The sequence below is a fragment of the Enterobacter sp. Lyrl_3 genome, assembly GCF_051948675.1.
GTDB classification, from domain to species: Bacteria; Pseudomonadota; Gammaproteobacteria; order Enterobacterales; family Enterobacteriaceae; genus Enterobacter; species Enterobacter cloacae.
In genome coordinates this window covers 335637-360472 of the sequence record NZ_JAYJLI010000002.1, presented here as the reverse complement: position 1 = coordinate 360472, position 24836 = coordinate 335637, and the positions used below count along the sequence as shown (strand labels likewise).

Below are 24836 nucleotides of genomic sequence, written 5' to 3'. Positions count from 1 at the left end.
CCGCGACATACGTTGCGGCATTTAAGGGTATTTTCCTATGAGTAAAGTCATCGCTTCACTTGAAAAGGTACTCCTTCCTTTTGCTGTTAAAATAGGAAAGCAGCCTCACGTTAACGCCATCAAAAACGGCTTTATTAAATTAATGCCGTTGACGCTGGCCGGGGCAATGTTCGTTTTAATTAACAACGTTTTTCTGAGCTTTGGTGAAGGTTCCTTTTTTTATTCATTAGGAATTCGGTTAGACGCTTCAACCATTGAAACCCTTAACGGTTTTAAAGCCATCGGCGGCAACGTATATAACGGTACGTTGGGTATTATGTCGCTGATGGCGCCTTTCTTTATTGGGATGGCATTAGCCGAAGAACGTAAGGTGGATCCACTGGCCGCGGGGTTATTGTCCGTTGCCGCCTTTATGACCGTCACCCCATACAGCGTGGGTGAAGCTTATGCTGTGGGTGCCAACTGGCTGGGTGGGGCAAACATTATTTCCGGTATCGTTATCGGTCTGGTGGTTGCCGAGATGTTCACCTTTATTATCCGTCGCAACTGGGTAATTCGCCTGCCAGATAGCGTACCGGGCTCCGTTTCCCGTTCATTTTCCGCGTTGATTCCAGGCTTCATTATTCTCTCCATCATGGGGATTATTGCCTGGGCGCTCTCTCACTGGGGCACAAACTTCCACCAGATCATCATGGACTCTATCTCTACGCCGCTGGCGTCGATGGGTGGCGTGGTCGGTTGGGCGTACGTGATTTTCACCTCCCTGCTGTGGTTCTTCGGCGTACATGGTTCACTGGCACTGGCCGCGCTGGACAGCGGTATCATGACCCCATGGGCACTGGAAAACGTTGCACTTTATCAGCAGTACGGCTCCGTTGATGCGGCGCTGGCAGCCGGTAAAACCTTCCATGTGTGGGCGAAGCCGATGCTGGACTCTTATATCTTCCTGGGGGGTACCGGGGCGACGCTGGGTCTGATCATCGCGGTCTTTATTGTCTCTCGTCGCGCTGACCATCGTCAGGTTGCGAAGCTGGCGCTGCCGTCAGGCATCTTCCAGATTAACGAGCCGATTCTGTTTGGTCTGCCTATCATCATGAACCCGGTGATGTTCATTCCATTCGTCCTGATTCAGCCGCTGCTGGCGGGGATCACTCTGACGGCCTATTACCTGGGCATTATCCCGCCTGTTACCAACATTGCGCCGTGGACCATGCCGGCGGGGCTGGGGGCGTTCTTCAACACCAACGGTAGCGTCGCGGCCTTCCTGCTGGCGATATTCAACCTCGGGATTGCAACACTGCTCTACATGCCATTCGTGGCGATAGCCAACAAAGCCGCGACCGTGATTGATGAAGAAGAGAGCGAAGAGGATATCGCCCTCGCACTGAAATTCTAAATATTGCCCGGCGCGGGGTAACCCGCGCCAGCGAAAAGGAGCTTAAAGATGTTAGATTTGGATAGTATCGTAGCCGAAGACGCCGTAGAGAACGATCTGGAAGAAGTGGTGATGGGGCTTATCATCAACTCCGGGCAAGCACGTAGCCTGGCGTATGCCGCCCTGAAGCAGGCCAAGCAGGGCGATTTTGCCGCCGCTAAGACCATGATGGATCAATCCCGTATCGCGCTGAATGAAGCGCACCTGGTGCAGACTAAGCTTATCGAAGGCGACCAGGGGGAAGGGAAGATGAAAGTCAGCCTGGTGCTGGTGCATGCACAGGATCACCTGATGACCTCGATGCTGGCACGCGAGCTGGTGGCAGAGTTAATTGAGCTTCACGAGAAGCTGCAGTAAGTCAGACTGAGTAGCAGGAGGTCAGCACGATGGAAATTAAAACCGCACTTGAACAGCAGCTGTTTAATGGCAAGAATTTTCACGTGGTTATTTACAACAAGACGGAGAGCGCCAGTGGTCTGCACCAGCATGACTACTACGAGTTCACGATTGTTCTGACCGGCCGCTACTATCAGGAGATTAACGGCAAGCGTGTCCTGCTGGAGCGCGGTGACTTTGTTTTCCTGCCGATGGGATCTTATCACCAGAGCTTTTACGAATTTGGTGCCACCCGTATTCTGAATGTTGGCGTCAGCAGACGTTTCTTTGAGAAACACTATCTGCCGCTGGTGCCGTTCTGCTTTGTGGCGTCACAGGTCTATCGCGTGAAAAACGAATTTATGACCTGGATCGAAACGGTGATCGCCTCGCTCAACTTCCGCGACAATGAGTTCGATGAATTTATTGAAACCGTGACGTTCTATGTGATGAACCGCCTTCGCCACCACCGTGAAGAGCAGCAGGTGAGCGACGACATTCCGCAATGGCTGCGCAGTACCGTCGAGTTGATGCACGACAAAGGGCAGTTCAGCGAGAATGCTCTGGAAAATATGGTGTCACTGTCCGGAAAATCCCAGGAATACCTGACCCGGGCGACACAGCGTTATTATCGTAAAACGCCCGTGCAAATTATTAATGAAATCCGCATTAATTTTGCCAAAAAACAGCTGGAAATTACCAACTACTCTGTCACCGATATTGCTTATGAGTCCGGTTACAGTAGCCCCAGCCTGTTTATTAAAACCTTTAAGAAATTTACCTCATTCACACCAAACAGTTACCGGAAGAATTTGACGGTAATTAATTAGTGCCTGGCGAGTTTATTCGCCACGAATATTGACTTGATTGCTTGCCCAAATAGCGGGAAGAGTCCGCTATACCTTGCAGGCGATTAACCTGATACGCTAAGGGAGATGTTATGCAAAAGAAATTAAAAGTCGTGACCATTGGCGGCGGCAGCAGCTATACCCCGGAATTACTGGAAGGTTTCCTGAAACGTTATCATGAATTACCGGTCAGTGAATTATGGCTGGTGGATGTTGAAGAAGGGCAGGAAAAGCTGAATATTATTTTTGACCTGTGCCAGCGGATGGTAGAAAAAGCCGGTGTGCCCTTAACCGTGCATAAAACCCTCGATCGTCGCCTGGCGTTGCAGGACGCTGACTTCGTTACCACACAGCTGCGCGTGGGCCAGCTCAAAGCGCGTGAACTGGACGAACGCATTCCGCTGAGCCACGGCTATCTGGGACAGGAAACCAACGGCGCGGGCGGCCTGTTTAAAGGTTTGCGCACCATCCCGGTCATTTTCGACATCATCAAAGATGTGCAGGAGATCTGCCCGAACGCATGGGTGATTAACTTTACCAACCCGGCCGGGATGGTCACCGAGGCGGTCTATCGCCATACCAACTTCAAGCGTTTTATCGGCGTCTGCAATATTCCGATTGGCATGAAGATGTTCATCCGCGACGTGCTGGAGCTGACCGACAACGACGATCTCTCTATCGATCTGTTTGGCCTTAACCACATGGTGTTCATCAGAGATGTGATAGTAAACGGCCAGTCTCGCTTTGCTGAACTGCTGGACGGCGTGGCTTCCGGCCGCCTGACCGCAGCATCCGTAAAAAATATCTTCGACCTGCCGTTCAGCGAAGGGCTCATCCGTTCCTTGAATCTGCTGCCATGCTCGTATCTGCTTTACTACTTCAAGCAGAAAGAGATGCTGGCCATCGAAATGGGCGAGTACTATAAAGGCGGTGCCCGCGCTCAGGTTGTGCAGAAAGTTGAAAAGCAGCTGTTTGATTTGTATAAAGATCCGAACCTGAACGTGAAGCCGAAAGAGCTTGAACAGCGCGGTGGAGCGTACTATTCCGACGCGGCGTGCGAAGTGATTAACGCCATTTACAATGACAAGCAGGCTGAGCACTACGTCAATGTGCCGCACCACGGCCATATCGACAATATCCCGACCGACTGGGCCGTAGAGATGACCTGTATCCTGGGCCGTGAGGGGGCAAAACCGCATCCGCGTATTACCCACTTTGATGACAAAGTGATGGGGCTCATCCATACCATCAAAGGGTTTGAAGTGGCGGCCAGCAACGCTGCGCTGAGCGGTGAGTTGAATGACGTGCTGCTGGCGTTGAACCTCAGCCCGCTGGTGCATTCCGACCGCGATGCGGAAGGGCTGGCCAGCGAGATGATACTGGCGCATGAAAAATGGCTGCCAAACTTTGCCGCCACGGTTGAGAAGCTCAAGCACCAACACCGTTAAGAGGACGTGCGATGGAAAACCTGCTGATCGTCAATGCTGATGATTTTGGCCTGTCTAAGGGGCAAAACTACGGCATTGTTGAAGCCTGCCGACGGGGTGTGGTGACCTCGACCACCGCGCTGGTGAATGGAGAGGCGATAGAGCACGCGGCGCAGTTGAGCCGTGAAGCGCCTGAGCTGGGCGTGGGCATGCACTTTGTGTTGACGCTGGGGAGGCCGCTTTCAGCGATGCCGGGCCTGACGCGTGACGGGCAACTCGGGAAATGGATTTGGGAACTGGCGGAGCAGGACGCGCTGCCGCTCGAAGAGATTGCCCGCGAGCTGGACTGTCAGTACAACCGTTTTGTTGACCTCTTTGGTCGCGAACCAACCCATATCGACAGCCATCATCATGTGCATATGATCCCGGCGATTTTTCCGCTCGTTGCGGATTTTGCTCAGCGTAAAGGCGTGGCGATGCGTGTGGATCGTGACGTGCGCGGGTTGCCGGACTTTGCCGTAACCACATCGGAGGGGTTCAGCAGCGCATTTTACGGTGAGGATATCGACGAAGCGCTGTTCCTGAAGGTGCTGGATGATTCCGCAGCCCGGGGGGAACGGTCGCTGGAGGTGATGGCGCATCCTGCGTTTGTCGATAACACCGTCCGTAAGAGCGCCTACTGCTGGCCGCGCCTGGCGGAGCTGGAGGTGCTGACGTCGCCGTCGCTGAAATACGCGATTGCCGAGCGCGGGTATCGGTTGGGGACTTTCGGGGATCTTTAAGACAAAGCCCAGTGGCGGCTTCGCCTTACCGGGCCTACAAAACCAGTCGAAATGTAGGCCGGGTAAGCGCAAGCGCCACCCGGCTTTTTTTACGCCGGTATCTGGTCAATCTTGCTGCTGCGCGACCAGACGCGGTGCGCGGCTAGCAGATCAAACAGCTTCGTCATAAACGCGTCGTCGACGTTATCGCCTTCCACAATCCCGTCTTCACCCTGATCGGCCACGTTCAGGCGTGCTTTAAACTGTCGCGCATCACCGGAAAGGGCGATCGGTTTCAGATGCTTATAGGCTTCAAGCAGATAATAGACCGCGTCACCGTTGCTCAGCAGGCTGGCAATATCGCCGCACGGCACAATCACCGCGTCCACTGTCAGGGATGGCGCACCGGCAAAGGTGGCGGCAACCGGCAGCACTGACCCGTCATCGGCAGTCACTTCACCCATTCGGGAGTAGAGCAATTTGGCGTGTACGCCTTTGGTTTTCAGCGCCTGCATGATCCCCAGCACGTCGCTGGCGCGAGTTTTGTCGTTAAGCAGGATCGCCACCACCCGGCCTTTAATCGAGCCTCCCGGCACCGCGTACAGGCTGAGCGCCGGATCTTTTTTCACCCCGTTGACCTCTTTTGGCGGGGCAAGATTGCGTTGCTCATCCGTCAGCGTAATGCCGAGGTTATCGGCCACGCTCTGGGCGAGTTGAATATCAATGTGTGCCAGCTGATCGACCACGCGCTCGCGGATGTAGGTCCGCACAACCTTGCTCAGTTCGAAGCTGAAGCCGCCGATAATATGCTGCTGCTCAATCGGTGTCTGGCTGTTCCAGAACAGGCGAGGGTGGGCGTAATACTCTCCAAATGACGGGCTGCGCTCGCGGATTTTGTTGCCGTCCACACGTTCCTGATACGACTCAAATCCACCCCGTTTCGGGCCAGGAGGCGTTTCGCGCGGCCAGTTATCGTTGATGGAGTTCGGCTCATAGTTGGCCGGGTTGGTATCAATATCCTGACGATGCATCCCGTCGCGCTGGAAATTGTGGTACGGACAGGTGGGGCGGTTAATCGGAATTTCATGGAAGTTCGGCCCGCCGAGTCGGCTGATCTGCGTATCGGTGTAGGAGAACAGTCGCCCCTGCAGCAGCGGATCGTTGGTGAAATCCAGGCCGGGGACGATATGACCGGGGTGGAAGGCCGCCTGTTCGTTCTCGGCAAAGAAGTTATCCGGGTTGCGGTTAAGCACCATTTTGCCCACCAGCTGAACCGGTACCAGCTCCTCGGGGATCAGTTTGGTCGGATCCAGCAGGTCAAAATCGAATTTGAATTCGTCCTCTTCCGGGATCAGCTGTAACCCCAGCTCATATTCCGGGAAGTCGCCCGCTTCAATGGATTCCCACAGCTCGCGGCGATGGAAGTCCGGATCGCGCCCGGTCAGCTTCTGGGCTTCATCCCACACCAGCGAGGCTTTCCCGGCGACCGGTTTCCAGTGGAAACGGACAAACGTCGCTTTGCCCTCGGCGTTGATCATCCGGAAAGTATGAATGCCAAACCCTTCCATGGTGCGATAGCTGCGCGGGATCCCGCGGTCAGACATCGCCCACATCACGTTGTGTAACGTCTCGGGTTGCAGGGAGACATAGTCCCAGAAGGTGTCATGCGCACTTTGTCCCTGCGGTATCGCCCAGTGGGGCTCCGGTTTTACCGCATGGACAAAGTCAGGAAATTTATGCGCATCCTGAATGAAAAAGACCGGGGTGTTATTGCCGACCAGGTCGAAGATACCCTCTTCGGTATAAAACTTGGTGGCAAAGCCGCGAATATCTCGCACGGTATCAGCCGAACCTGCGCCACCCTGCACGGTGGAAAAGCGCACAAATACGGGTGTGATCTTATCCGGGTCTGAAAGGAAGTCAGCTTTGGTGATTTCCTTCAGGCTCTTGTAAGGCTGGAAATAGCCGTGAGCGGCGGAACCGCGCGCGTGCACGATACGCTCCGGGATACGCTCATGGTCAAAGTGGGTAATTTTTTCCCGCAGGATGAAGTCTTCCAGCAGGGTCGGTCCGCGGGATCCCGCGCGCAGGGAATTCTGATCGTCAGCGATGCGCACCCCCTGATTGGTGGTCAACGCATAGCCTTCTCCGCCTTTGCGGTGTGGCTCGAGTGATTTTAGCTTCTCATTGCCGGTGTCCGGCGATTTCATGCTACCGGGCGCGGTCGGCTGCTCGCCAGGGGCTGAGGGGCCCGGTGAAGGGCGATGAGAGCCATCTTCAGGTGCAAGGGAGTCCATACCCGGCTGTGATTCTTCAGTGCCATGAATGGGTGATTGATGTGTGTTATCTTTGTTCGACATTGCACGCTTCTCCTTTATTCATTCCTAAAAAACCCTGTTAACTATAGAACAATGTACGGAAAGGGCAGGCGAACTCAGCTTTTTCAGACACCGCCTTAGTAAAAGAGGCGGTCCACCACACGCAAGGCACGACGCGTGGGGGCAGGATCGGCTATCATAGAAATTTCCTGCTTTCAGAATGTGCTTTAATGAACCAGTCGCTTATGAAACCTCTTCGTCAACAAAATCGCCAGGTTATTAGCTACGTGCCCCGTGTCGAACCCGCTCCCCCTGAACATGCGCTGAAGGTGGATGGCTATCGCGATGTCTGGCAGTTACGTGGCAAATATGTGGCCTTTGTGCTGATTGGCGAGCATTTCCGTCGTTCTCCGGTGTTTACCGTGCCGGAAGCGGCCCAGCGGTGGGCCATGCAGGTCCGTCAGGATGAAGAAATTCAGGAATAGTTTTTTATACAGAACATCCCGTTAGTAAAACGGGATGTATTGTTCCGATGAATATATGGCTATTATTCATCGGAAAATAAATGTGCATTCCTGTCTGGAATGTATATTTGAAAAAAATAACACTTCAGGGTTATCTTTTTTATATGATCCTGGTCACTAATTTTTTTGACACCTCCTAATGCTATGATTTAATGCTGAAAAAATAATGTAATATTTTAATTCATTAATTCTATCCTTTAAGTGTTGCGTCTGTTAAACACCTATGGGTCAGAAAAATGAATAAATCCTGTGCGTTGCAAAACGATGGTTTTCACTTTTCTCGTCTGGCTATCGCCATTCGAAATGCAATCCCTGTTTTAGTGCTGGCTTCAATGCCTGTTTATGCCGATACCGTTATTGATAGTCAAACCTCGTCCTATATATTGTCTGGCCCAGGTCCGTTTATAATGCCTGCACCTAACGATATTACTGTTAGCTCGGGTAGCGCAATCAGCGGCGATAATTCACAAAACTGGCTGGTAACCATTGATGATGGGGCGACGGTCAACGGTGGCTCATATGGCCTGAATCTGGGGTCCGCATCGCAAGGTACGGTGCTGAATCTCAGTGGTGATGTCACCACAACCGGCGGTGGTTCCGGCGGGAATGCCGCCGGGGTTAAGTTGAATAATGGCGGTACGCTGAATATTTTGTCTACCGGTTCTATCGACAGCAACAGCGACGGGATATTTTTGACATCGGGCGGTACGGTTAATAACAGTGGTGTAGTGAGCGGTGCCGATGGCGGAACGTCAGTCTATTTCAGTAATGGTACTGGTAGCTATGTGGGGGACAGTACTTCATCCATTGGCGGCGGGTACGGTATTATTGTCGACTCGGGCACCTCAACAATTAGCAACGCCGGTAAAATTGACTTACTGCATAATGGCGTTTGGTTCCGGGGTAGTTCCTCTGGCTCTGTCGATAACCAGGCGGGTGGCATAATTAATTCAACCAGCACCAGTAATTATGGGATTGATATAAGCGCATCAGGAACGGTGACTATTTCCAACGAAGGTTCTATTACTGGTAATACCGGGATCCTGTTAGGGACCAGCGGGCATACTCTGACAAACAGTGGCATTATTATCGGTTCCGGGGGAACCGCTATTTCGCTGACGGGGAATAATAACGCCGTCACCCTCGACACAGGGAGTAACATCACCGGCAATATCACGGCAACCGGAACCGGTAATACCCTGACGTTGAACGGGCAGGGAACGCTTAGCAGTAACGTCACGGGTGTACAAAGCATTACTGTCGCGGCAGATGTCGGCCAAAGCTGGATCCTTAGCGGCTCCTCGACTACGACGGGAATCACGAACCAGGCGCTGTATGTGCAAAGCGGCACTCTGATCCTTAATGGCGCACTGGACAACGGTGGTACCGGCGGGGGAACCACCATCAACGGCGATGCGGTCCTCCAGCTTGGTAATAATTCCGCCAGCGGCAGCGTAACGGGGAATATTGTTGATAACGGCACGCTACGCTTCTCCCGCAGCGATGACATTAGCTTTGCCAATTTCATCAGCGGCAGCGGGCGCGTCAACCAGGCCGGAAGCGGCCAGACCACGCTGACCAGCGCCAATACCTACACCGGCGGCACCGTTGTGGATGCGGGAACCCTGAACGCGTCTGATGTCGACGCTCTCGGAACCGGAAATGTCACCATCAATAATGCAGGGACGCTGGACCTCTCTTTCACCGGTGATGTTTTCACCAACACCATCACCAATAACGGTGTGCTGGATGTGATTGCCGCGGATAACTCACTCGACGGAAACATCTCCGGGACGGGGGAGAACCGCGTCAGCGCACTCAATACGACCTTCAATGGCGATAACAGCGGCTTTTCCGGTCTCTGGAATATCCTCAGCAGTGGCTCGATGTTTGCCAAAACGACGCAAAATCTGGGTGAGGGTGCGGTTCAACTGGCCGGGATATTGAACGTGGTCCCGGTGACAGGCGGTTTTCTTTTTAGCAATGCCCTCACCGGAGCCGGGATACTCAAAGTCGAATTGACGAGCGGCAACGCCTTTAATTTTGCCAGCAGCGTGGGAAACCTTTTTACAGGCACGCTGGAAATGGGCTCCGGCACCTTCAGCCTTGATGGTGATAACACCCTGGCGCTAACCAACGCCACGCTGCAGCTGGATTTGGGCGGGACCACCACCGTGGGGGCAGCCCAGCAAAATGTAGGTAACCTGACGCTAAACGGCGGCATTTTACGCTTCCCGGACCTGCCTGCGGGCACAATCAATACCGGACAGCTGAACATGCTTTCCGGCACCATCCGGGTTGATCCTGACGCCATTGTCGATACCAGTAATTTGTTGAAGGCAGACGATGGCGCGGGCGTGCAGCTGGTGACATCAACCAGCAACACCGGTGCGGCGTCAGCGCTGTCGCTTCAGGATTTAACCGGAAATACCTTAACCACCTCTGAGGCGAACGTCACGCAGGGGGGCAATACCGTGGCGGTGGCGACCTACGGTGATTTCGGCCTGACCGAGAGCGGTGGGCTGGCCGTCGGGTACACCTTAAGCCAGCTGGATATCCAGGCAGGGCAAACCTTAATCCTCTCTGGCGACGCGTCCACCCCTTCCGGCGCGGCAGATATGAAAGCGTTGCTGAGCGGCAGCGGTAATCTGGCGGTCAATGCGACCGACGCCATTACCCTGACAAACGCGGGCAATACCTATACCGGCACCACGACCGTGACCGGTGGCACCCTGCGCGCGGGTGCGTTAAACGTGATTGACGACAGCAGCCAGGTCACCTTAAACAGCGGAACTACGTTCGATCTGAACGGTTTCGATCAGAGCGTTAATAACCTCAGCGGTGCCGGAAACGTGACCCTGGGGGCAAATACCCTGACGGAGAATACCGCAGGCACCGTGACCTATGGCGGCGTAATCAGCGGCACCGGGGCAGTGACGGCCGCCGGAACAGGAACCTGGATCCTGACGGGGGATAATAACTGGACCGGTGGCACAACCATTGATTCTGGCGTATTACAGCTGGGGAGCGGCGGTACCACGGGGGGGATCACCGGCGATATCACCAACAACGGATCGCTGGTGGTCAACCGTTCCAGTGCCCTGACGCTGGGCGGAGCCATTGACGGGACGGGGACGCTAACCCAAAGCGGAACGGGAGAGACCACGCTGAGCGGGGCAAACAGCTACAGCGGCGGGACAACCGTCAGCGCCGGCACCCTGAATGCCGCCAGTGCGACGGCGCTGGGCACAGGCGACGCGACGGTCGGCAGCGGTGCGACGCTGGATCTCTCCTTCACCGGTGGAACCCTGACGAACAACATCGCCAACGCAGGTCTGCTGGCGGTCACCGGCGCGAATGCGACGCTTAGCGGCAGCATCACCGGGGCGGGCGAGAACCGCATCAGCGCCCTGAACACCACGCTGAGTGGCGATAACACCCTCTTTACCGGCAACTGGAATATCACTAACGGCGCTTCGGCGAACGTGACCGGCGGGCAAAACCTGGGGGATGCCGCCGTTAATCTGGACGGCACGCTGAATATTGCTCCGGCCAGTGGGGGATATACCTTTACCAACGCCCTGACCGGCGGGGGCCTGATGACCGCCACCGTGACAGGCGGCAACGCCTTTGCCTTTGATGGCACCGTCGGCAGCGCCTTTACCGGTACGCTGCAGCTCGGGCAAGGCACGTTTGCTCTCTCGGGCGTTAACACCACCACTCTGACCAACGCCACCCTACAGCTTGATGGCGGCAACACCACAACGGTGGGGAGCGGCACGCAAACACCCGGCAACCTGACGCTGAACGGCGGAACCCTGCGCTTTGCGAATCTCGCCTCCGGGGTGATCGCTACTGGCCAGCTGGGGTTGACGTCCGGGACAGTGCAAATCGATCCCACTCAGGTCGCCAGCAGCGGGGGCTCGCTGTTAACCGAGGATGATGGTTCAGGGCTGCAGTTGATTACCGCCACCAGCACCAGCGGTGCCGCATCGAACCTGACCCTGACAGATCTCTCCGGGGGCGCGCTGAGCAGTTCGCTGGTTAATATTGACCAGAACGGCGCGACGGTCGCCATCGGCACCTACGGCTACAGCCTGAACAATACCAATGGGCTGGGCGTCGGTTACACCCTTAACCAGCTCGATCTGCAGTCCGGCCAGACGCTTACGCTTTCTGGTGACACCGCCACCCCGGCCGGCGCGTCGGACATGAAGGCGTTAATCAGCGGCAGTGGCAATCTGGCGATCGACGCGACCAACGCGCTCACCCTCACCAATGCCGGTAACACCTATACCGGTACCACCACGGTAACGGGCGGTACGCTGCGCGCAGGCGCGCTTAATGTGATTGATGACAGCAGTCAGGTCACGCTGAACAACGGCACCACTTTCGATCTGAACGGCTTCAATCAGAGCGTGAATAATTTGACCGGCACGGGTAACGTCACGCTGGGTGCCAGCACCCTGACGGAGAACACCACCGGCAGCGTCACCTACGGGGGCGCGATCGGCGGCACCGGCTCGGTCACCACCGCAGGCACCGGGACGTGGATCCTCACCGGGAATAACGCCTGGACCGGCGGTACGACGCTGGGCGGTGGGGTATTACAGCTGGGCGCGGGCGGCACCAGCGGGTCGATTGTCGGCAATGTGGTGAACAATGCTGGACTGGTTATTAACCGTTCAGATGATGTCACCCTGGCGGGGGCAATAAGCGGTTCAGGGACACTGACCCAGAACAGCACTGCGACCGGGACGACGACGTTAACCGGAACGAATAGCTACACCGGGGCGACCACCGTGCAGCAGGGCACCCTGCAGTTGGGCAACGGCGGGACCACCGGCTCGCTTGCCGGCACCAGCGCGATTACGCTCGACAGCGGGGCGGCGCTGGCCTTTAACCGCAGCAACGCCATGACGGTCGCCAACGCGATTACCGGCGATGGTCGGGTCACGCAGGTCGGCAGCGGAACGACCGTGATGAGCGGCACCAGTGCCTATACCGGCGGGACCACGGTGGCGGCAGGAACGTTAAACGCCGCGAACAGCAGCGCTCTGGGTAGCGGGGTGGCAACCGTTGACAGCGGTGCCAGCCTGCTGCTCTCGTTCAGTAACGGTACGTTTGCCAATGCTGTTGCCAATGGCGGATTACTGAACGTTACAGGCGCGGGGAATGCGCTCAACAGCACCCTCACCGGGGCGGGCGAGAACCGCATCAGTGCGCTCAATACTACGCTTGGCGGGGATAACACCCTCTTTACCGGCAACTGGAACATTATCAGCGGCGGTGAGGCGAACGTGGCGGGCGGAGAAAACCTCGGGAACGCCGCCGTTAATCTGGACGGTACCCTGAACATTGCCCCGGCCAGCGGGAATTATACCTTCACCAATACCCTGACCGGCTCAGGGCTGATGACCGCCGCGCTTGCCAGCGGCAGTAGCTTTGCCTTTGATAATACCGTCGGCATCGCCTATACCGGCACGCTCCGCCTGGGGCAGAGCCTTTTCAACCTGGCGGGTGACAATACCGCAGCGCTGACTAACGCGACCTTGCAGCTGGATAACAACAGCGAAACCACGGTGGGCGCGGGAACGCAAACCATCGGCAACCTGACGATAAACGGCGGGGCACTGGTCTTTAACGGCGAGGTTCCGCCCGGACAGCCGGATGGCGCGGTGGCGGTGGGCGACCTGACGCTAAACAGCGGTGAAATTCGCACCGAAGCGCCGACCGCCGGTATTCCTAACCCGGCGCCAACGGGGCAGAACCTGATGGAAGAGGACGATCGGGCGATCCTGTCCCGGCTGGTCTCCGCTTCCGGCACGGTGACCGGTACCGCGAATAACCTGACCCTGACTGACCATGATGGCAACGTCATCAGCGATCCGCAGCAGTTTGCGATAACGGAAGGGGGGACGGCGGTGGCCAATGCCACCTACAACTATGCCCTCAGTACCGGCACCAGTAACGACGGCCTGTATATCCAGTACGGTTTAACCACGCTCGATCTGCTGAGTGCGCAGACGTTACACCTGACGTCGGATGCCGGAGCAACTGGGGCCGCGGCAACGCTGTCGGCGCAGGTGACCGGCGTCGGTAATCTTGACGTTGATGCCAGTGCGGCTGGCGGCCAGACCGTTACCCTCAATAACAACAGCAACAACTACACCGGGACCACCAGCGTATCCGGCGGAACGTTGCGTCTGGGCAGCAATCAGGCGCTCGGTAACACCAGCCTGCTTACCATCAACACCGGCGCAAACGCCAATATTAACGGCATGACCCAGACCATTGGCGCGCTGGCGGGCGATGGCGGTCTGGCGATTAACGGCGGTAACCTGACCATCAGCAACGGAGGAACGTTTGGCGGGGTGACCAGCGGCGCGCTCGGTAATCTGACGCTTACCGGCGGCACGCTGACCCTGACGGGGGCAAATACCTTTACCGGCCTCACCACGATTAACAGCGGCGCGGTCATGCAGGTTGGCGCGGGCGGGACAACCGGAAGCGTTGCCGGGCCGATCGCGGATAATGGCACCCTGAGCTTTAATCGCAGTGATAACGTGGCCCTGACGGGGGCGGTGTCCGGTAGCGGTGAACTGCACCAGGACGGTGCCGGTACGCTGTTTATCAACAGCAGCGTCGGAGTGACCGGGCCGGTGGTCATCAATAGCGGAACCGTGAGCATCGGCGATGGCACCACGGACGGCAGCGTGGCCGGAAATATCGTCAACAACAGCGCCCTGCAGTTCAACCGCAGCGACTGGCGCTACGGCGGCGTGATTAGCGGGGCGGGGACGGTGGAACAGGTCAGCGGCAGTCAGACGACACTGACCGCAGCCAACACCTACAGCGGCGCCACTACCGTCAGCGCAGGAACGTTAAACGCGGCGAACGTTGCCGCCCTGGGAACCAGCGCCGCGACGGTTAACAGCGGCGCAACGCTGGCGCTCTCGTTCGCGAACGGCACCTTTGGCAACGCGGTGGACAATAACGGTGTGCTGAACATCAGCGGTGCCGGAAACACCCTCACCACCGACATCACCGGTACGGGAACCAACCGCATCAGCGCCCTGCAAACCACAATAGCAGGGGATAACAGCGGCTTTAACGGCAGCTGGGATATTACCGGCAGCGGTGGGGTGACCGTAACCGCTCAGGAAAACCTCGGCGGCTCACCGGTGCAGTTGAACGGCATTCTCAACGTCAGCCCGGCCAGCGGCGGCTTTACGTTTATCAACGCGCTGACCGGCAACGGCCTGCTGGCCGCGACATTGGGGAGTATCAGCGATGCCTTTAACTTTGCGGCCACGGCGGGGAACGCGTTTAACGGCATTGTGGCGCTGCGTCGCGGCACGATGGCGCTGGAAGGTGATAACACCAGCGCGTTAGCCAACGCCACGCTGTCGCTGGGGATCGGGGCAATCGCCACGCTCAACAGCGACCAGACTATCGGAAACCTGACGTTCAACGGCGGGCTGCTGGACGTGGCGATGAGCACGCCTTCCTCGGCAAATATCCTGACGGTGAATAACCTGAACGTCGATTCTGCCGTTACGCCGCCAGACGTGGGCGTCGTTAATCTGCAGACTACCTCCCTGCCACCGGGGACTAAACCAGACGGCAACTTCCTCGATCAGGATAACGAGGTGGATAACGGTATTCAGTTGGTGAAAGCGACAACCGTCAGTTCGGAAGGGACGCATCTGACCCTGCTGCTGGATGGCGCAGCCCCGGCTGACGAGACGGATCAGGTCTCTGACGGCTTTGGTCATGACGACGTGCTGGCCACCTACGGCTATACCGCCGTCATGACCGCGGGTGCGAATGCCCCTGGCGGTCCGGGGTTGTACGCGGGGTATATGCTTAAGGTGCTGAACAGCCAGTCAACGGCGGTGATCGATACCACCGGAGCCACCGACAGTACGCTGGGTGCACAGCTGACCGGCGTTGGGGATTTCGAATTCCGCGCCAACGACGGCACCCTCACGCTGGCGAATACCGCGAATGATTATCAGGGGAATACGCAGGTAACCAGCGGCACCTTGCTGCTCGGTGGGAATAACACCCTCGGCCAGACCCGCGCCCTGAACATAGCTGACGGTGCGACGACCAACCTCAACGGATTCAGCCAGAGTATTGGCGCGCTCAACGGCGCGGCGGGGAGTACGCTCGCGCTGAACGGCGGCGTGCTGACCGTAACCAATGGCGGGCAGAGCGACGGGGCATTAACCGGGGGCGGTAACCTCAACCTGACCGGCGGCGAGTTGATCGTTACAAACGCTAACGATGCGCTGACCGCGACCGTGGATATCGACAGCGGGGCAACGGCGCGCCTCAAAAACGCGGCCGGGCTGGGCAGCGGCGCGGTCACGCTGGACGGCACTCTGGTGCTGGATACCGTAAAAGGATCCCTGGCTAATGCCGTCCAGGGGGCAGGGGCCATGAACCTGGTCAACAGCAGCGACGTGATCCTCACCGGCAATAACGCGGACTTTAGCGGCGACATCAACATTGGTACTGCGAATCGCCTGACGGCGCAGCAGCCTGCCAGCCTCGGTACGTCTACCCTCATCAATAACGGCGAACTGGTGCTGAACGCCAGCGACAACTGGGCGTTTGCCAACACGATGGGCGGCAGCGGCCTGTTGACCAAAGCGGGCGCCGGGAGGGTTACGCTCGCCAGTGACTATGCCCATACGGGGGGCACGCACGTTGAATCAGGTACGCTGGCGCTGGATAACCGCGCGGCGGCTCTCTCCGGCGGTGGGGCCGTCACGGTGGATGAGGGGGCCACGCTCGGCGGCTACGGTAAGATCGTCGGGAATGTCACCAGCAGAGGGACGGTTTCCGCCGGTGATGCCATTACCTCGCTGACCGGTGGTGCAGGGAATCTGACCATCCAGGGGGATCTCGATAACTTCAATACCGTTAACCTGGCGGGGAATAGCGTGGGCAACACGCTCACCGTCACCGGGAACTATACCGCCCACAGTACGCTGGTGCTCAATACGGTGCTGGGCGGGGATAATTCGAAAACCGATAAGCTGGTGGTACAAGGCGATACCAGCGGTCATACCGACGTTTATGTCAATAACAAAGGCGGAAGCGGCGCGCAGACCGTCAATGGTATTCGCGTCATTGAGGTGGATGGGGCGTCAAACGGGGACTTTACCCTTGCGAACCGCGTGGTCGCCGGTGCTTATGATTATCAGCTGTTAAAAGGCACGCCAACCAGCAATGACGGCGACTGGTATCTGCGGGTTCCCGTTGAGCAACCGGTCGTGCCGATTCGCCCGGAAGCGGGGGCCTATCTGGGTAACCAGAGCGCGGCGATGGACATGTTCACCCATAGCCTGCACGACCGTCTGGGGGAAAGCCTGTTTGTCACCGGCAACGGTCAGCAGCTGAACGCGCCGTCTGCCTGGATCCGCACCTTCGGCAGCCGTACCGACAGCCGAAGCGCGGGACAGATTGGGCAGGATACCTGGAGTAACGGCCTGCAGCTTGGTTTCGATCTTGCCAGTAACCTGCAGGTCCAGAACCGCTGGCAGGTGGGTGTCATGGCGGGCTACGGCTCCGCGCGGACCCGTAACCAGAGCGACGGCCAGAGCACCGTCGCCCGCAGCAAAGTGGATGGCTACAGCGTCGGTCTGTATGGGACCTGGTTTGCGGATGGACGCCCGGAAGGGACGGGACCGTACATTGATACCTGGACGCAGTATGGCTGGTACAACAACAAGGTGAACGGGGACGATCTGCCGGAACAGAAATACGACAGCACGACCCAGGCCGTTTCGGTGGAGGGGGGCTGGGCCTTCAACGTCTATAACACCTCGCTAATGAGCTTCTTTGTGCAGCCTCAGGAGCAGGTTATTTACACGCATTACGATGCGGACGATGTGAAAGAGGACAACGGTACTAAAGTGAAGATGAACGACGGTGGTTTCAGCAACCGTCTGGGCGTAAGGGTCTACGGCTATTCTGCAGACAAGAAGGGACGTCAGTGGCAGCCGTTTATCGAGGCGAACTGGCTCTATAACGGCTATACCGACGCCGTGAAAATGGACAGCACGCGTCTGGAATCCGATACGCCGAAGCATCGCTATGAGGTAAAAGCTGGGGTAGAAGCGAAACTGAGTAATCAGTGGAGCCTGTGGGGCAACATCGGTACCCAGCAGGGCGCCAGCGAGTACCGTAACGTGGAGGGCGGTCTCGGGGTGAAATACACCTGGTAAAAATAGCGGACATAAAAAAGCCCATCACGTCGCGGATGGGCTTTTTTTATTCTCACAGGAACGTGATTAACGGTGCGCCAGCTCGGCGTCGTCTTCACTATCCAGGATGGCTTTGTCGGTCTGCTTCAGCCACTGGCTGGTCAGCGTACCGGCCGTCATTGAGCCGCTCACGTTCAGGGCGGTACGCCCCATGTCGATCAGCGGTTCAACGGAGATCAGCAGGGCCACCAGCGTTACCGGCAGGCCCAGCGCAGGCAGAACAATCAGCGCGGCGAAGGTAGCACCGCCGCCCACGCCCGCAACGCCTGCGGAGCTAATGGTGACGATACCGACCAGCGTAGCAATCCAGACCGGATCCAGCGGATTGATCCCAACCGTTGGCGCAACCATCACGGCCAGCATCGCCGGGTAGAGACCCGCACACCCGTTCTGACCAATCGTGGCACCAAAGGAGGCCGAGAAGCTGGCGATAGACTCAGGTACACCCAGGCGACGAGTCTGCGCTTCGACGTTCAGCGGAATAGATGCGGCGCTGGAACGGCTGGTGAAGGCAAAGGTCAGTACCGGCCAGACTTTACGGAAGTATTTCAGCGGGCTTACGCCGTTCACACCCAGCAGGATGCCGTGTACGACAAACATAATGCCCAGACCCAGATAAGAGGCGACAACGAAGCTGCCAAGCTTAATGATGTCCTGCAGGTTAGAGCCAGCAACCACTTTGGTCATCAGTGCCAGAACACCGTAAGGGGTCAGCTGCATCACCAGACGAACCAGCTTCATCACCCAGCTTTGCAGGGTATCGATAGCGGTCAGCACGCGCTCGCCTTTCGGCGCATCGTCTTTCAGCAGTTTCAGTGCCGCCACGCCCAGGAAGGCAGCGAAAATCACCACGCTGATGATGGAAGTTGGGCTGGCGCCTGTCAGGTCAGCAAACGGGTTCTTCGGAATGAAGGAGAGCACCATCTGCGGCACCGTCAGGTCAGCGACTTTACCCACGTAGTTGGTCTGAATTGCGGTCAGGCGCGCGGTTTCAGCGGTACCCTGAACCAGACCCTCGGCGGTCAGACCGAACAGGTTGGTCACCAGCACCCCCACCAGCGCAGCAATCAGCGTGGTAAACAGCAGCGTACCGATGGTCAGGAAACTGATTTTACCCAACTGCGTAGCGTTATGCAGACGAGCAACAGCGCTCAGAATAGAGGCAAATACCAGCGGCATGACGATCATCTGCAGCAACTGGACATAGCCGTTACCGACAATATTGAACCACTGAATGGAGTCTTTCAGTATCGGGCTATCGGAGCCGTAGACGGCATGTAAGGCCAGGCCAAACACGACACCCATGACCAGACCCACCAGCACTTTCTTCGCCAGGCTCCACTGTTTGTGGCGCGCCTGGGCGAGAAGCAATAGCAATATAACGAACACGACAATGTTCGCGATGAGTGGAAAATTCATCCCCGTTCTCCTGATTTATTATGTGGCCGGTTTTTACCGGTCCTGTTGGCGCAAGGTTAGCAGAAGTGTGATGTCGCGCTTATATCCAAATGGAATGGGTTATGACAAATGCGATAATTTTGCTGGTTTACTGTTCAATCTGGTGATGAATAAAGCGATTGAACTGAAATTGCAGCGAATTGATCATCTGAGATGACCAGCGCACTGCACTGTTTTCGGGCAATGTCTGCGGCATCCAGACGGCATAGGCGAACAGAGCCATGCACAACACGCGCTCAAGCTGATTCCCTTTCTGGGGAACGAGAACAGGCAGGCGGAAACGCCAGCGGCAGGGCCACAGCAGCGGCACGCCAGCAGGCGTCAGCATATCGGCGAGAATATGACTCAAATAGCCCAGCACCATGCCCTGAATGGCATCGGCGGGCACTATCCAGCTTTCAGGTACTTTTAAATAGAACAGCGTCAGCAGGGCAAACACGGCCAGCAGGCTGTGCGTAAACCCGCGATGGCCAAACGCACGGGCGATAGGTTTTGAGATCCACTTCAGGCGTTGCCCAAGAAAAGATTTAGGATGGTCGATGTCGGGCAACAGGCAGGTCAGCACGGCAGAAGGAACAATATGCCACCAGTCCCCCTGTGCAAGCACGGGGGTAAGCTCAGCGTTTTTGGCAAATACTGCGCACGCAATGGAAAAAAGCAGGTGGCCTTCCGCCGTCATGATAAAACCCAGGAAACTGTCAATTCATACAGTATAGGGTTTTTATACAGTAGGCGAAAGAGGTGACGGTGTAACTCTTTGTCACAAAGCGGGTCAACGCGCCAGCCAGCCCCCGTCGACGGCCAGGGTATGGCCGTTCACGTAGTCTGAGGCGGCGGAGGCCAAAAACACCACCGGGCCCTGCAGATCTTCCGGTACGCCCCAACGCCCGGCAGGAATGCGGTCAAGGATTTCCTGGCTACGCTGCTCGTCATCACGCAGCTGCTGCGTATTATTGGTCGCCATGTAACCCGGTGCGATAGCGTTGACGTTAATGCCATGCGCCGCCCACTCGTTCGCCAGCAGACGGGTGATCCCCAGCACGCCACTTTTTGAGGCGGTATAAGAGGGCACGCGGATGCCGCCCTGGAAGGAGAGCATTGAGGCGATGTTGATGATTTTCCCACCCTGACCCTGGGCGATAAACTGCTTTGCCACGGCCTGTGAGAGGAAGAAGACGGATTTCAGATTGAGGTCGATCACCTCATCCCAGTCCTTTTCCGTGAACGCCAGCGCATCTTCCCGGCGAATCGTCCCGGCGTTATTCACCAGAATATCGACGCGCCCCATCTCAGCGACGGCACGCTCCACAACGCCCTGAAGACTCGCCTGCTGGCCGAGGTCGGCCCGAATGGCCGTAAACCGTCTGCCGAGCCCCGTCACGCTGGCCGCTGTTTGCTCAGGCGCTTTACGGTTGACGCCCACGATATCGCAGCCCGCCTGTGCCAGCGCGATGGCCATGCCTTGCCCCAGGCCGGTATCGCATCCGGTGACGATGGCCACTTTTCCTGAAAGAGTAAAGGTATCCAGTATCATTCGCGCCTCAGAAGCAGGTGATTGTCGTTCTGAAACTTAGAATAGGAGTCGGGCATGAGAAATGCAACCGAAATGGAACGGTGTTTTATTTTATTTTCAGGCAGCACGAGGCTGCCTGAAACAGAGCGTTTATTCGCCTCGCAGGTGTTGCACCGTCAGGTCAGCCAGGGAGTTTAGCTTCACGTCGGCAAGCGCAAAACGGGGATCGTGTCGGCCCTCTTCAGCAGGAACGACAATGGAACGCATCCGCGCAGCTTTAGAGGCCACCATGCCGTTAACGGAATCTTCCAGCGCCACGCAAGTTAGTGGATCAAGACCGAGCTTAGCGGCACAGTCCATATACACCTGGGGATGGGGCTTACTGTAGGGGAGCTTTTCCGCAGAGGCCAGCGCATCGAAACTGTCACGCAGCTCGAACATGGTGAGCACTTTTTCCAGCATGTGCAGCGGGGAGGCGGAGGCCAGTCCCACCTTCAGCCCCTGCGCCTTGCACAGGGCGACAGCTTCACGGACGCCCGGCAGCAGCGGCCTGGACTCTTCCACCAGCGCAATGGCGCGGCTGAAAATGCGGGCGGTGACCTCATCGCGATCCGGGCCCACCCATGGCTGATGGGCATACCACAGGTCAACCACCATATCGATACGCAAGCCCAGCGTATCCGGAAGTTCATGGCGGCGGCTGATATCGACGCCGAGGCTGGCCATGACGTCCAGTTCAGCACGATCCCAGAGCGGTTCGGAATCGATCAGTAATCCATCCATGTCAAAAATAGCGGCAAGAATTTGGCGCGGTGTCGACATCACAACGTCTCCTTATTAAGGGTGTACGACAGACGATACGTGCTAAGTACAATCTGCAATTTAGCATATTGCCTTTAAAGATCGGGCGAAAATGCGGTCAGGAGGTAGACTTAGCCACAAATAACGCGTCTTTATGAAGAGGAACTGATGACGTATCAACAAGCTGGACGCATTGCTGTCTTAAAACGGGTTGCTGGCTGGGTGATTTTTATTCCTGCCGTTATTTCTACGCTGATTTCTGTGCTCAAGTTTATGTACGATCACAGCGAAAAACAGCCGGGTATCAATGCGGTCATGCTTGATTTTGCGCATGTCATGATTGAGATGATGCGTTTTAACACGCCATTTTTGAATATCTTCTGGTTCAACTCGCCCACGCCGGACTTTCACCAGCAGCTGAATATCGGGTTTTGGGTGATTTATGCGCTGATCTTTATCGCCATGGCGTTACAGGCGTCAGGGGCACGCATGAGCCGTCAGACCCGTTTTTTACGTGAAGGGGTGGAAGACCAGATGATTCTGGAACAGGCCAAAGGCCCGGAAGGGATGACGCGTGAACAGATCGAGTCCCGCATCGTGGTGCCGCGTCACTCTATCTTCCTGCAAATCTTTCCGCTCTATGTCCTGCCGGTGATCATTATTGTGGCGGGATACTTCTTTTTCTCACTGCTCGGCTTTTTATAATCACAGGGTGGCCTGAGGCCACCCGTCCTGCCTTCACGCGGCCAGTACGCGCTCAAGCGCCCGCTGTGCGTTCACCAGATGCTCACCCCCAAACAGGATTGCGCGGTTCATCAGGGTATAAAGCTGATACACCGGCTGACGGTCGAGGAAGCCCTGCGGTAAGGGGGAGATTGACTGATAGCCGTCATAAATTTGTGGCGGCTGCTCGGGGTGCAGGGGCAGCATGGCGAGATCGCACTCTCTGTCGCCCCAGTAGCAGGCCGGATCGTATATATACGGCCCATTGGGGCCCAGCGCGCAGTTATCGGACCACAAATCGCCGTGCAGCAAAGAAGGCTGAGGCTGATGAGAGGCCAGGCGCTGCTGTATATGCTCGACGATAGCATCAATGTTGCCAAATTCGAGGCCTTTCTCGGCGGCGAGCTCAAGCTGCCAGCCGATACGCTGCTCGGCAAAAAAGGTCGACCAGCGGCGTTGCCAGGCATTCGGTTGTGGTGTGGTGGAGAGATCGTTATCAAAGTCGAGACCAAACTGCGGCTGGTCGCTCCATTGATGCAGGCGCGCTATCTGCTGTCCCAGAATAAACGCATTGTGGGCATCCAGCGGACGGGCAGGGAGGTATTCCATCACCAGAAAGCTGTAGTCGCGGTCGCTGCCCACGGCCAGCACCTCCGGGACGGTGACCGTTTTGCTGCGCGACAACAGTTCCAGCTGATCGGCTTCGGCGGTGAAAATCGGGAGCAACTCTCGCTCGTCGCATTTTACGAAGAGATCGCGCCCTGAGTAGCGTATATGCCATGCGGCGTGGATCTCTCCGCCTGGCAGTTCGTTACGCAGTTCAATTTCACCTTCGCCCAGTTGTTCACGTAAAAGATGACTGATAGCCTGCCACATGATCTCTCTCCCATGTTGTCTGCCAGATCATAAAGTTAGCGCATAACTGCGGTAAAAAAATACGAACTAACGCACACCTGAGCGGTTTACCTTCATGCAGGGCACTTATTGTTCTTTTTTCTGCCAGGTTTCCCAGGTATCCACATCAATTTCGGCAGGTTTATCTGTCACGCTCTCAGCCAGGCTTTCAGCCAGCGCGCGAACCTCCTCTTCGCTGAGGGCGCTTATCAGGCCGAATGCCAGCGTGCCTAAATCATGAATATTGCCTTCTTCATCCGTCAGCGTGAGCAGGAAATTGGCCCGGGTAAAGGCGTTGTTAAGCTCATTCAGCTCGGTCAGCGACGCTTCATGAATGTTGACGGTAACGACGTAGCGGGTGATGTCACCACTGCTCATAATTCACCTCATTGTTATCATGAAAGTTTTCTTAGCATAGTCGATAGTGTGTGTTTGGCGACTTTGCACTGCATTTCCCCTTCAGGGCGAAGGGGAAAGCGGGTTAATTTCGGGACAGGTAATCGACAATTTTTTGCGTATCGGCCAGCGAACACAGCCGCGTTCCCTGGTTGATGGTTGCCGCGCTACCTGCCGCCACGCCGTAGCGTGTCATCTCCAGCAGCGTCGCGCCCTGCGCCAGTTTTAGCGTCATTGCCCCAACCATGCTGTCGCCTGCGCCTACGGTACTCTGGCTTTTCATCGGCGGCGGGACAACCTGCACTGACCCCGTTTCATCCACGGCCAGCGCCCCCTGCGGGCCAAGAGAGACCACTACGCGCCGCGCTTTACCCGTGCGCACCAGCTCCTGGGCCGCGCTGCGCACATCATCCGGCTGAGTAAGTTCGCGGTTAACCAGCGCGCTCAGCTCTTTCTGGTTTGGTTTGACCAGCTCAAGATTGCCCGGCTCTAACGCTGCCTGCAACGCCTCGCCGCTGCTGTCTACAATACAGCGGATGCCGCGCTGCTGTGCGGCCCGAATGAGCGCCGTCAGCTTTTCCGTACTGACACCGGGTGGCAGACTGCCGCTGATGACCAGCAGTGAACCGCTTTCAATCGTCAGCACTTTCTCTTCAAGCTGACGGAACTCGTCGTCGCTCAGTCTGGCGCCTGGCATCACAAAGCGATATTGCTCTCCGCTGGACTCCACGTGCACGTGCAGATTTTGACGTGTCCAGTCTTTGGCCTCGACCGTCTCCACGGCGACCTGTTCATCTGCCAGCAGAGAGACAAGATGTTCGCCGGTGGCTCCGCCTGCGGGGAATATCGCCGTGGCTTTCCCACCGAGATGGGTGATGGCGCGTGCCACGTTGATCCCTCCGCCGCCGGGCTCAAACACCGGGGCACTGCAGCGGAGTTTACCTTCCGGGTAAATCTGCGGCGTGAGGGTGGCGGAATCGAGGGAAGGGGAGAGCGTCAGAGTGTAGATAGAAACCATCATTACCTCCTTTTAGCGTGGGTTCCTTTTAGTCTGGCACCATTTGGCAGGAAGGCAATGTAAAT

Annotated in this window: 16 protein-coding genes; 8 read left to right on the top strand and 8 right to left on the bottom strand. The window is 56.8% G+C overall.

Going from position 1 to position 24836, the window contains the following annotated elements; genetic code table 11:
• Positions 1-37 precede the first annotated feature (37 nt).
• From chbC to chbG, 5 genes are all read left to right on the top strand, one after another.
• The gene (gene chbC / locus VF709_RS06905; RefSeq protein WP_013097022.1) at positions 38-1396 is read left to right on the top strand and encodes a PTS N,N'-diacetylchitobiose transporter subunit IIC; all 1359 of its coding nucleotides are present in this window, start codon (positions 38-40) and stop codon (positions 1394-1396) included.
• A gap of 48 nt (positions 1397-1444) precedes the next feature.
• Positions 1445-1792, top strand: a complete 348-nt coding sequence (gene chbA, locus VF709_RS06900; protein WP_013097021.1) for a PTS N,N'-diacetylchitobiose transporter subunit IIA — start codon at positions 1445-1447, stop codon at positions 1790-1792.
• 29 nt (positions 1793-1821) lie between these two features.
• The gene (chbR, locus tag VF709_RS06895) at positions 1822-2640 is read left to right on the top strand and encodes a transcriptional regulator ChbR (RefSeq protein ID WP_013097020.1); all 819 of its coding nucleotides are present in this window, start codon (positions 1822-1824) and stop codon (positions 2638-2640) included.
• Between the two features lie 110 nt (positions 2641-2750).
• Complete coding sequence (locus tag VF709_RS06890) at positions 2751-4106, top strand: 6-phospho-beta-glucosidase (RefSeq protein WP_038979911.1); 1356 nt, start codon at positions 2751-2753, stop codon at positions 4104-4106.
• 11 nt (positions 4107-4117) lie between these two features.
• Positions 4118-4867, top strand: coding sequence for a chitin disaccharide deacetylase (gene chbG / locus VF709_RS06885; protein ID WP_038419156.1), 750 nt, complete (start codon positions 4118-4120; stop codon positions 4865-4867).
• Between the two features lie 89 nt (positions 4868-4956).
• Here the strand turns inward: chbG and katE are convergent, their stop codons facing one another.
• On the bottom strand, positions 4957-7206 hold the full coding sequence (gene katE, locus VF709_RS06880) for a catalase HPII (RefSeq protein WP_058651488.1): 2250 nt from the start codon (positions 7204-7206) through the stop codon (positions 4957-4959).
• 188 nt (positions 7207-7394) lie between these two features.
• Here katE and cedA point away from each other — a divergent pair, with 188 nt between their 5' ends.
• Together cedA and VF709_RS06870 are read left to right on the top strand one after the other, a co-directional pair.
• Complete coding sequence (gene cedA, locus VF709_RS06875) at positions 7395-7649, top strand: cell division activator CedA (protein WP_072203699.1); 255 nt, start codon at positions 7395-7397, stop codon at positions 7647-7649.
• A gap of 446 nt (positions 7650-8095) precedes the next feature.
• The gene (locus VF709_RS06870) at positions 8096-17929 is read left to right on the top strand and encodes an autotransporter outer membrane beta-barrel domain-containing protein (protein ID WP_038419158.1); all 9834 of its coding nucleotides are present in this window, start codon (positions 8096-8098) and stop codon (positions 17927-17929) included.
• 66 nt (positions 17930-17995) lie between these two features.
• Here VF709_RS06870 and tcyP read toward each other — a convergent pair whose 3' ends face one another.
• The 4 genes from tcyP to hxpB form a co-directional block, all read right to left on the bottom strand.
• Positions 17996-19387, bottom strand: a complete 1392-nt coding sequence (tcyP, locus tag VF709_RS06865) for a cystine/sulfocysteine:cation symporter (protein WP_038419159.1) — start codon at positions 19385-19387, stop codon at positions 17996-17998.
• A gap of 127 nt (positions 19388-19514) precedes the next feature.
• Positions 19515-20105: a metal-dependent hydrolase gene (locus VF709_RS06860; RefSeq protein ID WP_013097014.1), complete on the bottom strand. Its 591-nt coding sequence runs from the start codon at positions 20103-20105 to the stop codon at positions 19515-19517.
• Between the two features lie 93 nt (positions 20106-20198).
• The gene (kduD, locus tag VF709_RS06855) at positions 20199-20960 is read right to left on the bottom strand and encodes a 2-dehydro-3-deoxy-D-gluconate 5-dehydrogenase KduD (protein WP_038979918.1); all 762 of its coding nucleotides are present in this window, start codon (positions 20958-20960) and stop codon (positions 20199-20201) included.
• Positions 20961-21089: 129 nt separating this feature from the next.
• Positions 21090-21761: a hexitol phosphatase HxpB gene (gene hxpB, locus VF709_RS06850; RefSeq protein ID WP_149896471.1), complete on the bottom strand. Its 672-nt coding sequence runs from the start codon at positions 21759-21761 to the stop codon at positions 21090-21092.
• A 147-nt stretch (positions 21762-21908) separates the two neighbouring features.
• Here hxpB and VF709_RS06845 point away from each other — a divergent pair, with 147 nt between their 5' ends.
• Entirely contained in the window at positions 21909-22445 is a 537-nt protein-coding gene (locus VF709_RS06845) for a YniB family protein (RefSeq protein WP_013097011.1), read from the top strand.
• Positions 22446-22478: 33 nt separating this feature from the next.
• On the opposite strand, the gene VF709_RS06840 is transcribed toward VF709_RS06845, so the two are convergent.
• The 3 genes from VF709_RS06840 to pfkB all read right to left on the bottom strand — a co-directional run bounded on the left by VF709_RS06840 (position 22479) and on the right by pfkB (position 24771).
• A complete protein-coding gene (locus VF709_RS06840) occupies positions 22479-23339 on the bottom strand; it encodes a fructosamine kinase family protein (RefSeq protein WP_013097010.1) in 861 nt (286 codons plus the stop codon).
• 105 nt (positions 23340-23444) lie between these two features.
• The gene (gene ghoS, locus VF709_RS06835) at positions 23445-23735 is read right to left on the bottom strand and encodes a type V toxin-antitoxin system endoribonuclease antitoxin GhoS (RefSeq protein WP_013097009.1); all 291 of its coding nucleotides are present in this window, start codon (positions 23733-23735) and stop codon (positions 23445-23447) included.
• A gap of 103 nt (positions 23736-23838) precedes the next feature.
• Positions 23839-24771, bottom strand: coding sequence for a 6-phosphofructokinase II (gene pfkB, locus VF709_RS06830; protein ID WP_020688369.1), 933 nt, complete (start codon positions 24769-24771; stop codon positions 23839-23841).
• Positions 24772-24836 lie beyond the last annotated feature (65 nt).

Excerpts from the sequence above, each read along its gene's own strand:
- VF709_RS06840 (WP_013097010.1), bottom strand. The coding sequence starts at position 23,339 with ATGTGGCAGGCTATCAGTCATCTTTTACGTGAACAACTGGGCGAAGGT.
- cedA (WP_072203699.1), top strand. The coding sequence starts at position 7,395 with ATGAACCAGTCGCTTATGAAACCTCTTCGTCAACAAAATCGCCAGGTT.
- VF709_RS06890 (WP_038979911.1), top strand. The coding sequence starts at position 2,751 with ATGCAAAAGAAATTAAAAGTCGTGACCATTGGCGGCGGCAGCAGCTAT.
- pfkB (WP_020688369.1), bottom strand. The coding sequence starts at position 24,771 with ATGGTTTCTATCTACACTCTGACGCTCTCCCCTTCCCTCGATTCCGCC.
- katE (WP_058651488.1), bottom strand. The coding sequence starts at position 7,206 with ATGTCGAACAAAGATAACACACATCAATCACCCATTCATGGCACTGAA.
- chbG (WP_038419156.1), top strand. The coding sequence starts at position 4,118 with ATGGAAAACCTGCTGATCGTCAATGCTGATGATTTTGGCCTGTCTAAG.
- kduD (WP_038979918.1), bottom strand. The coding sequence starts at position 20,960 with ATGATACTGGATACCTTTACTCTTTCAGGAAAAGTGGCCATCGTCACC.
- chbA (WP_013097021.1), top strand. The coding sequence starts at position 1,445 with ATGTTAGATTTGGATAGTATCGTAGCCGAAGACGCCGTAGAGAACGAT.
- VF709_RS06860 (WP_013097014.1), bottom strand. The coding sequence starts at position 20,105 with ATGACGGCGGAAGGCCACCTGCTTTTTTCCATTGCGTGCGCAGTATTT.
- tcyP (WP_038419159.1), bottom strand. The coding sequence starts at position 19,387 with ATGAATTTTCCACTCATCGCGAACATTGTCGTGTTCGTTATATTGCTA.
- VF709_RS06870 (WP_038419158.1), top strand. The coding sequence starts at position 8,096 with ATGCCTGCACCTAACGATATTACTGTTAGCTCGGGTAGCGCAATCAGC.
- ghoS (WP_013097009.1), bottom strand. The coding sequence starts at position 23,735 with ATGAGCAGTGGTGACATCACCCGCTACGTCGTTACCGTCAACATTCAT.
- chbR (WP_013097020.1), top strand. The coding sequence starts at position 1,822 with ATGGAAATTAAAACCGCACTTGAACAGCAGCTGTTTAATGGCAAGAAT.
- VF709_RS06845 (WP_013097011.1), top strand. The coding sequence starts at position 21,909 with ATGACGTATCAACAAGCTGGACGCATTGCTGTCTTAAAACGGGTTGCT.
- chbC (WP_013097022.1), top strand. The coding sequence starts at position 38 with ATGAGTAAAGTCATCGCTTCACTTGAAAAGGTACTCCTTCCTTTTGCT.
- hxpB (WP_149896471.1), bottom strand. The coding sequence starts at position 21,761 with ATGTCGACACCGCGCCAAATTCTTGCCGCTATTTTTGACATGGATGGA.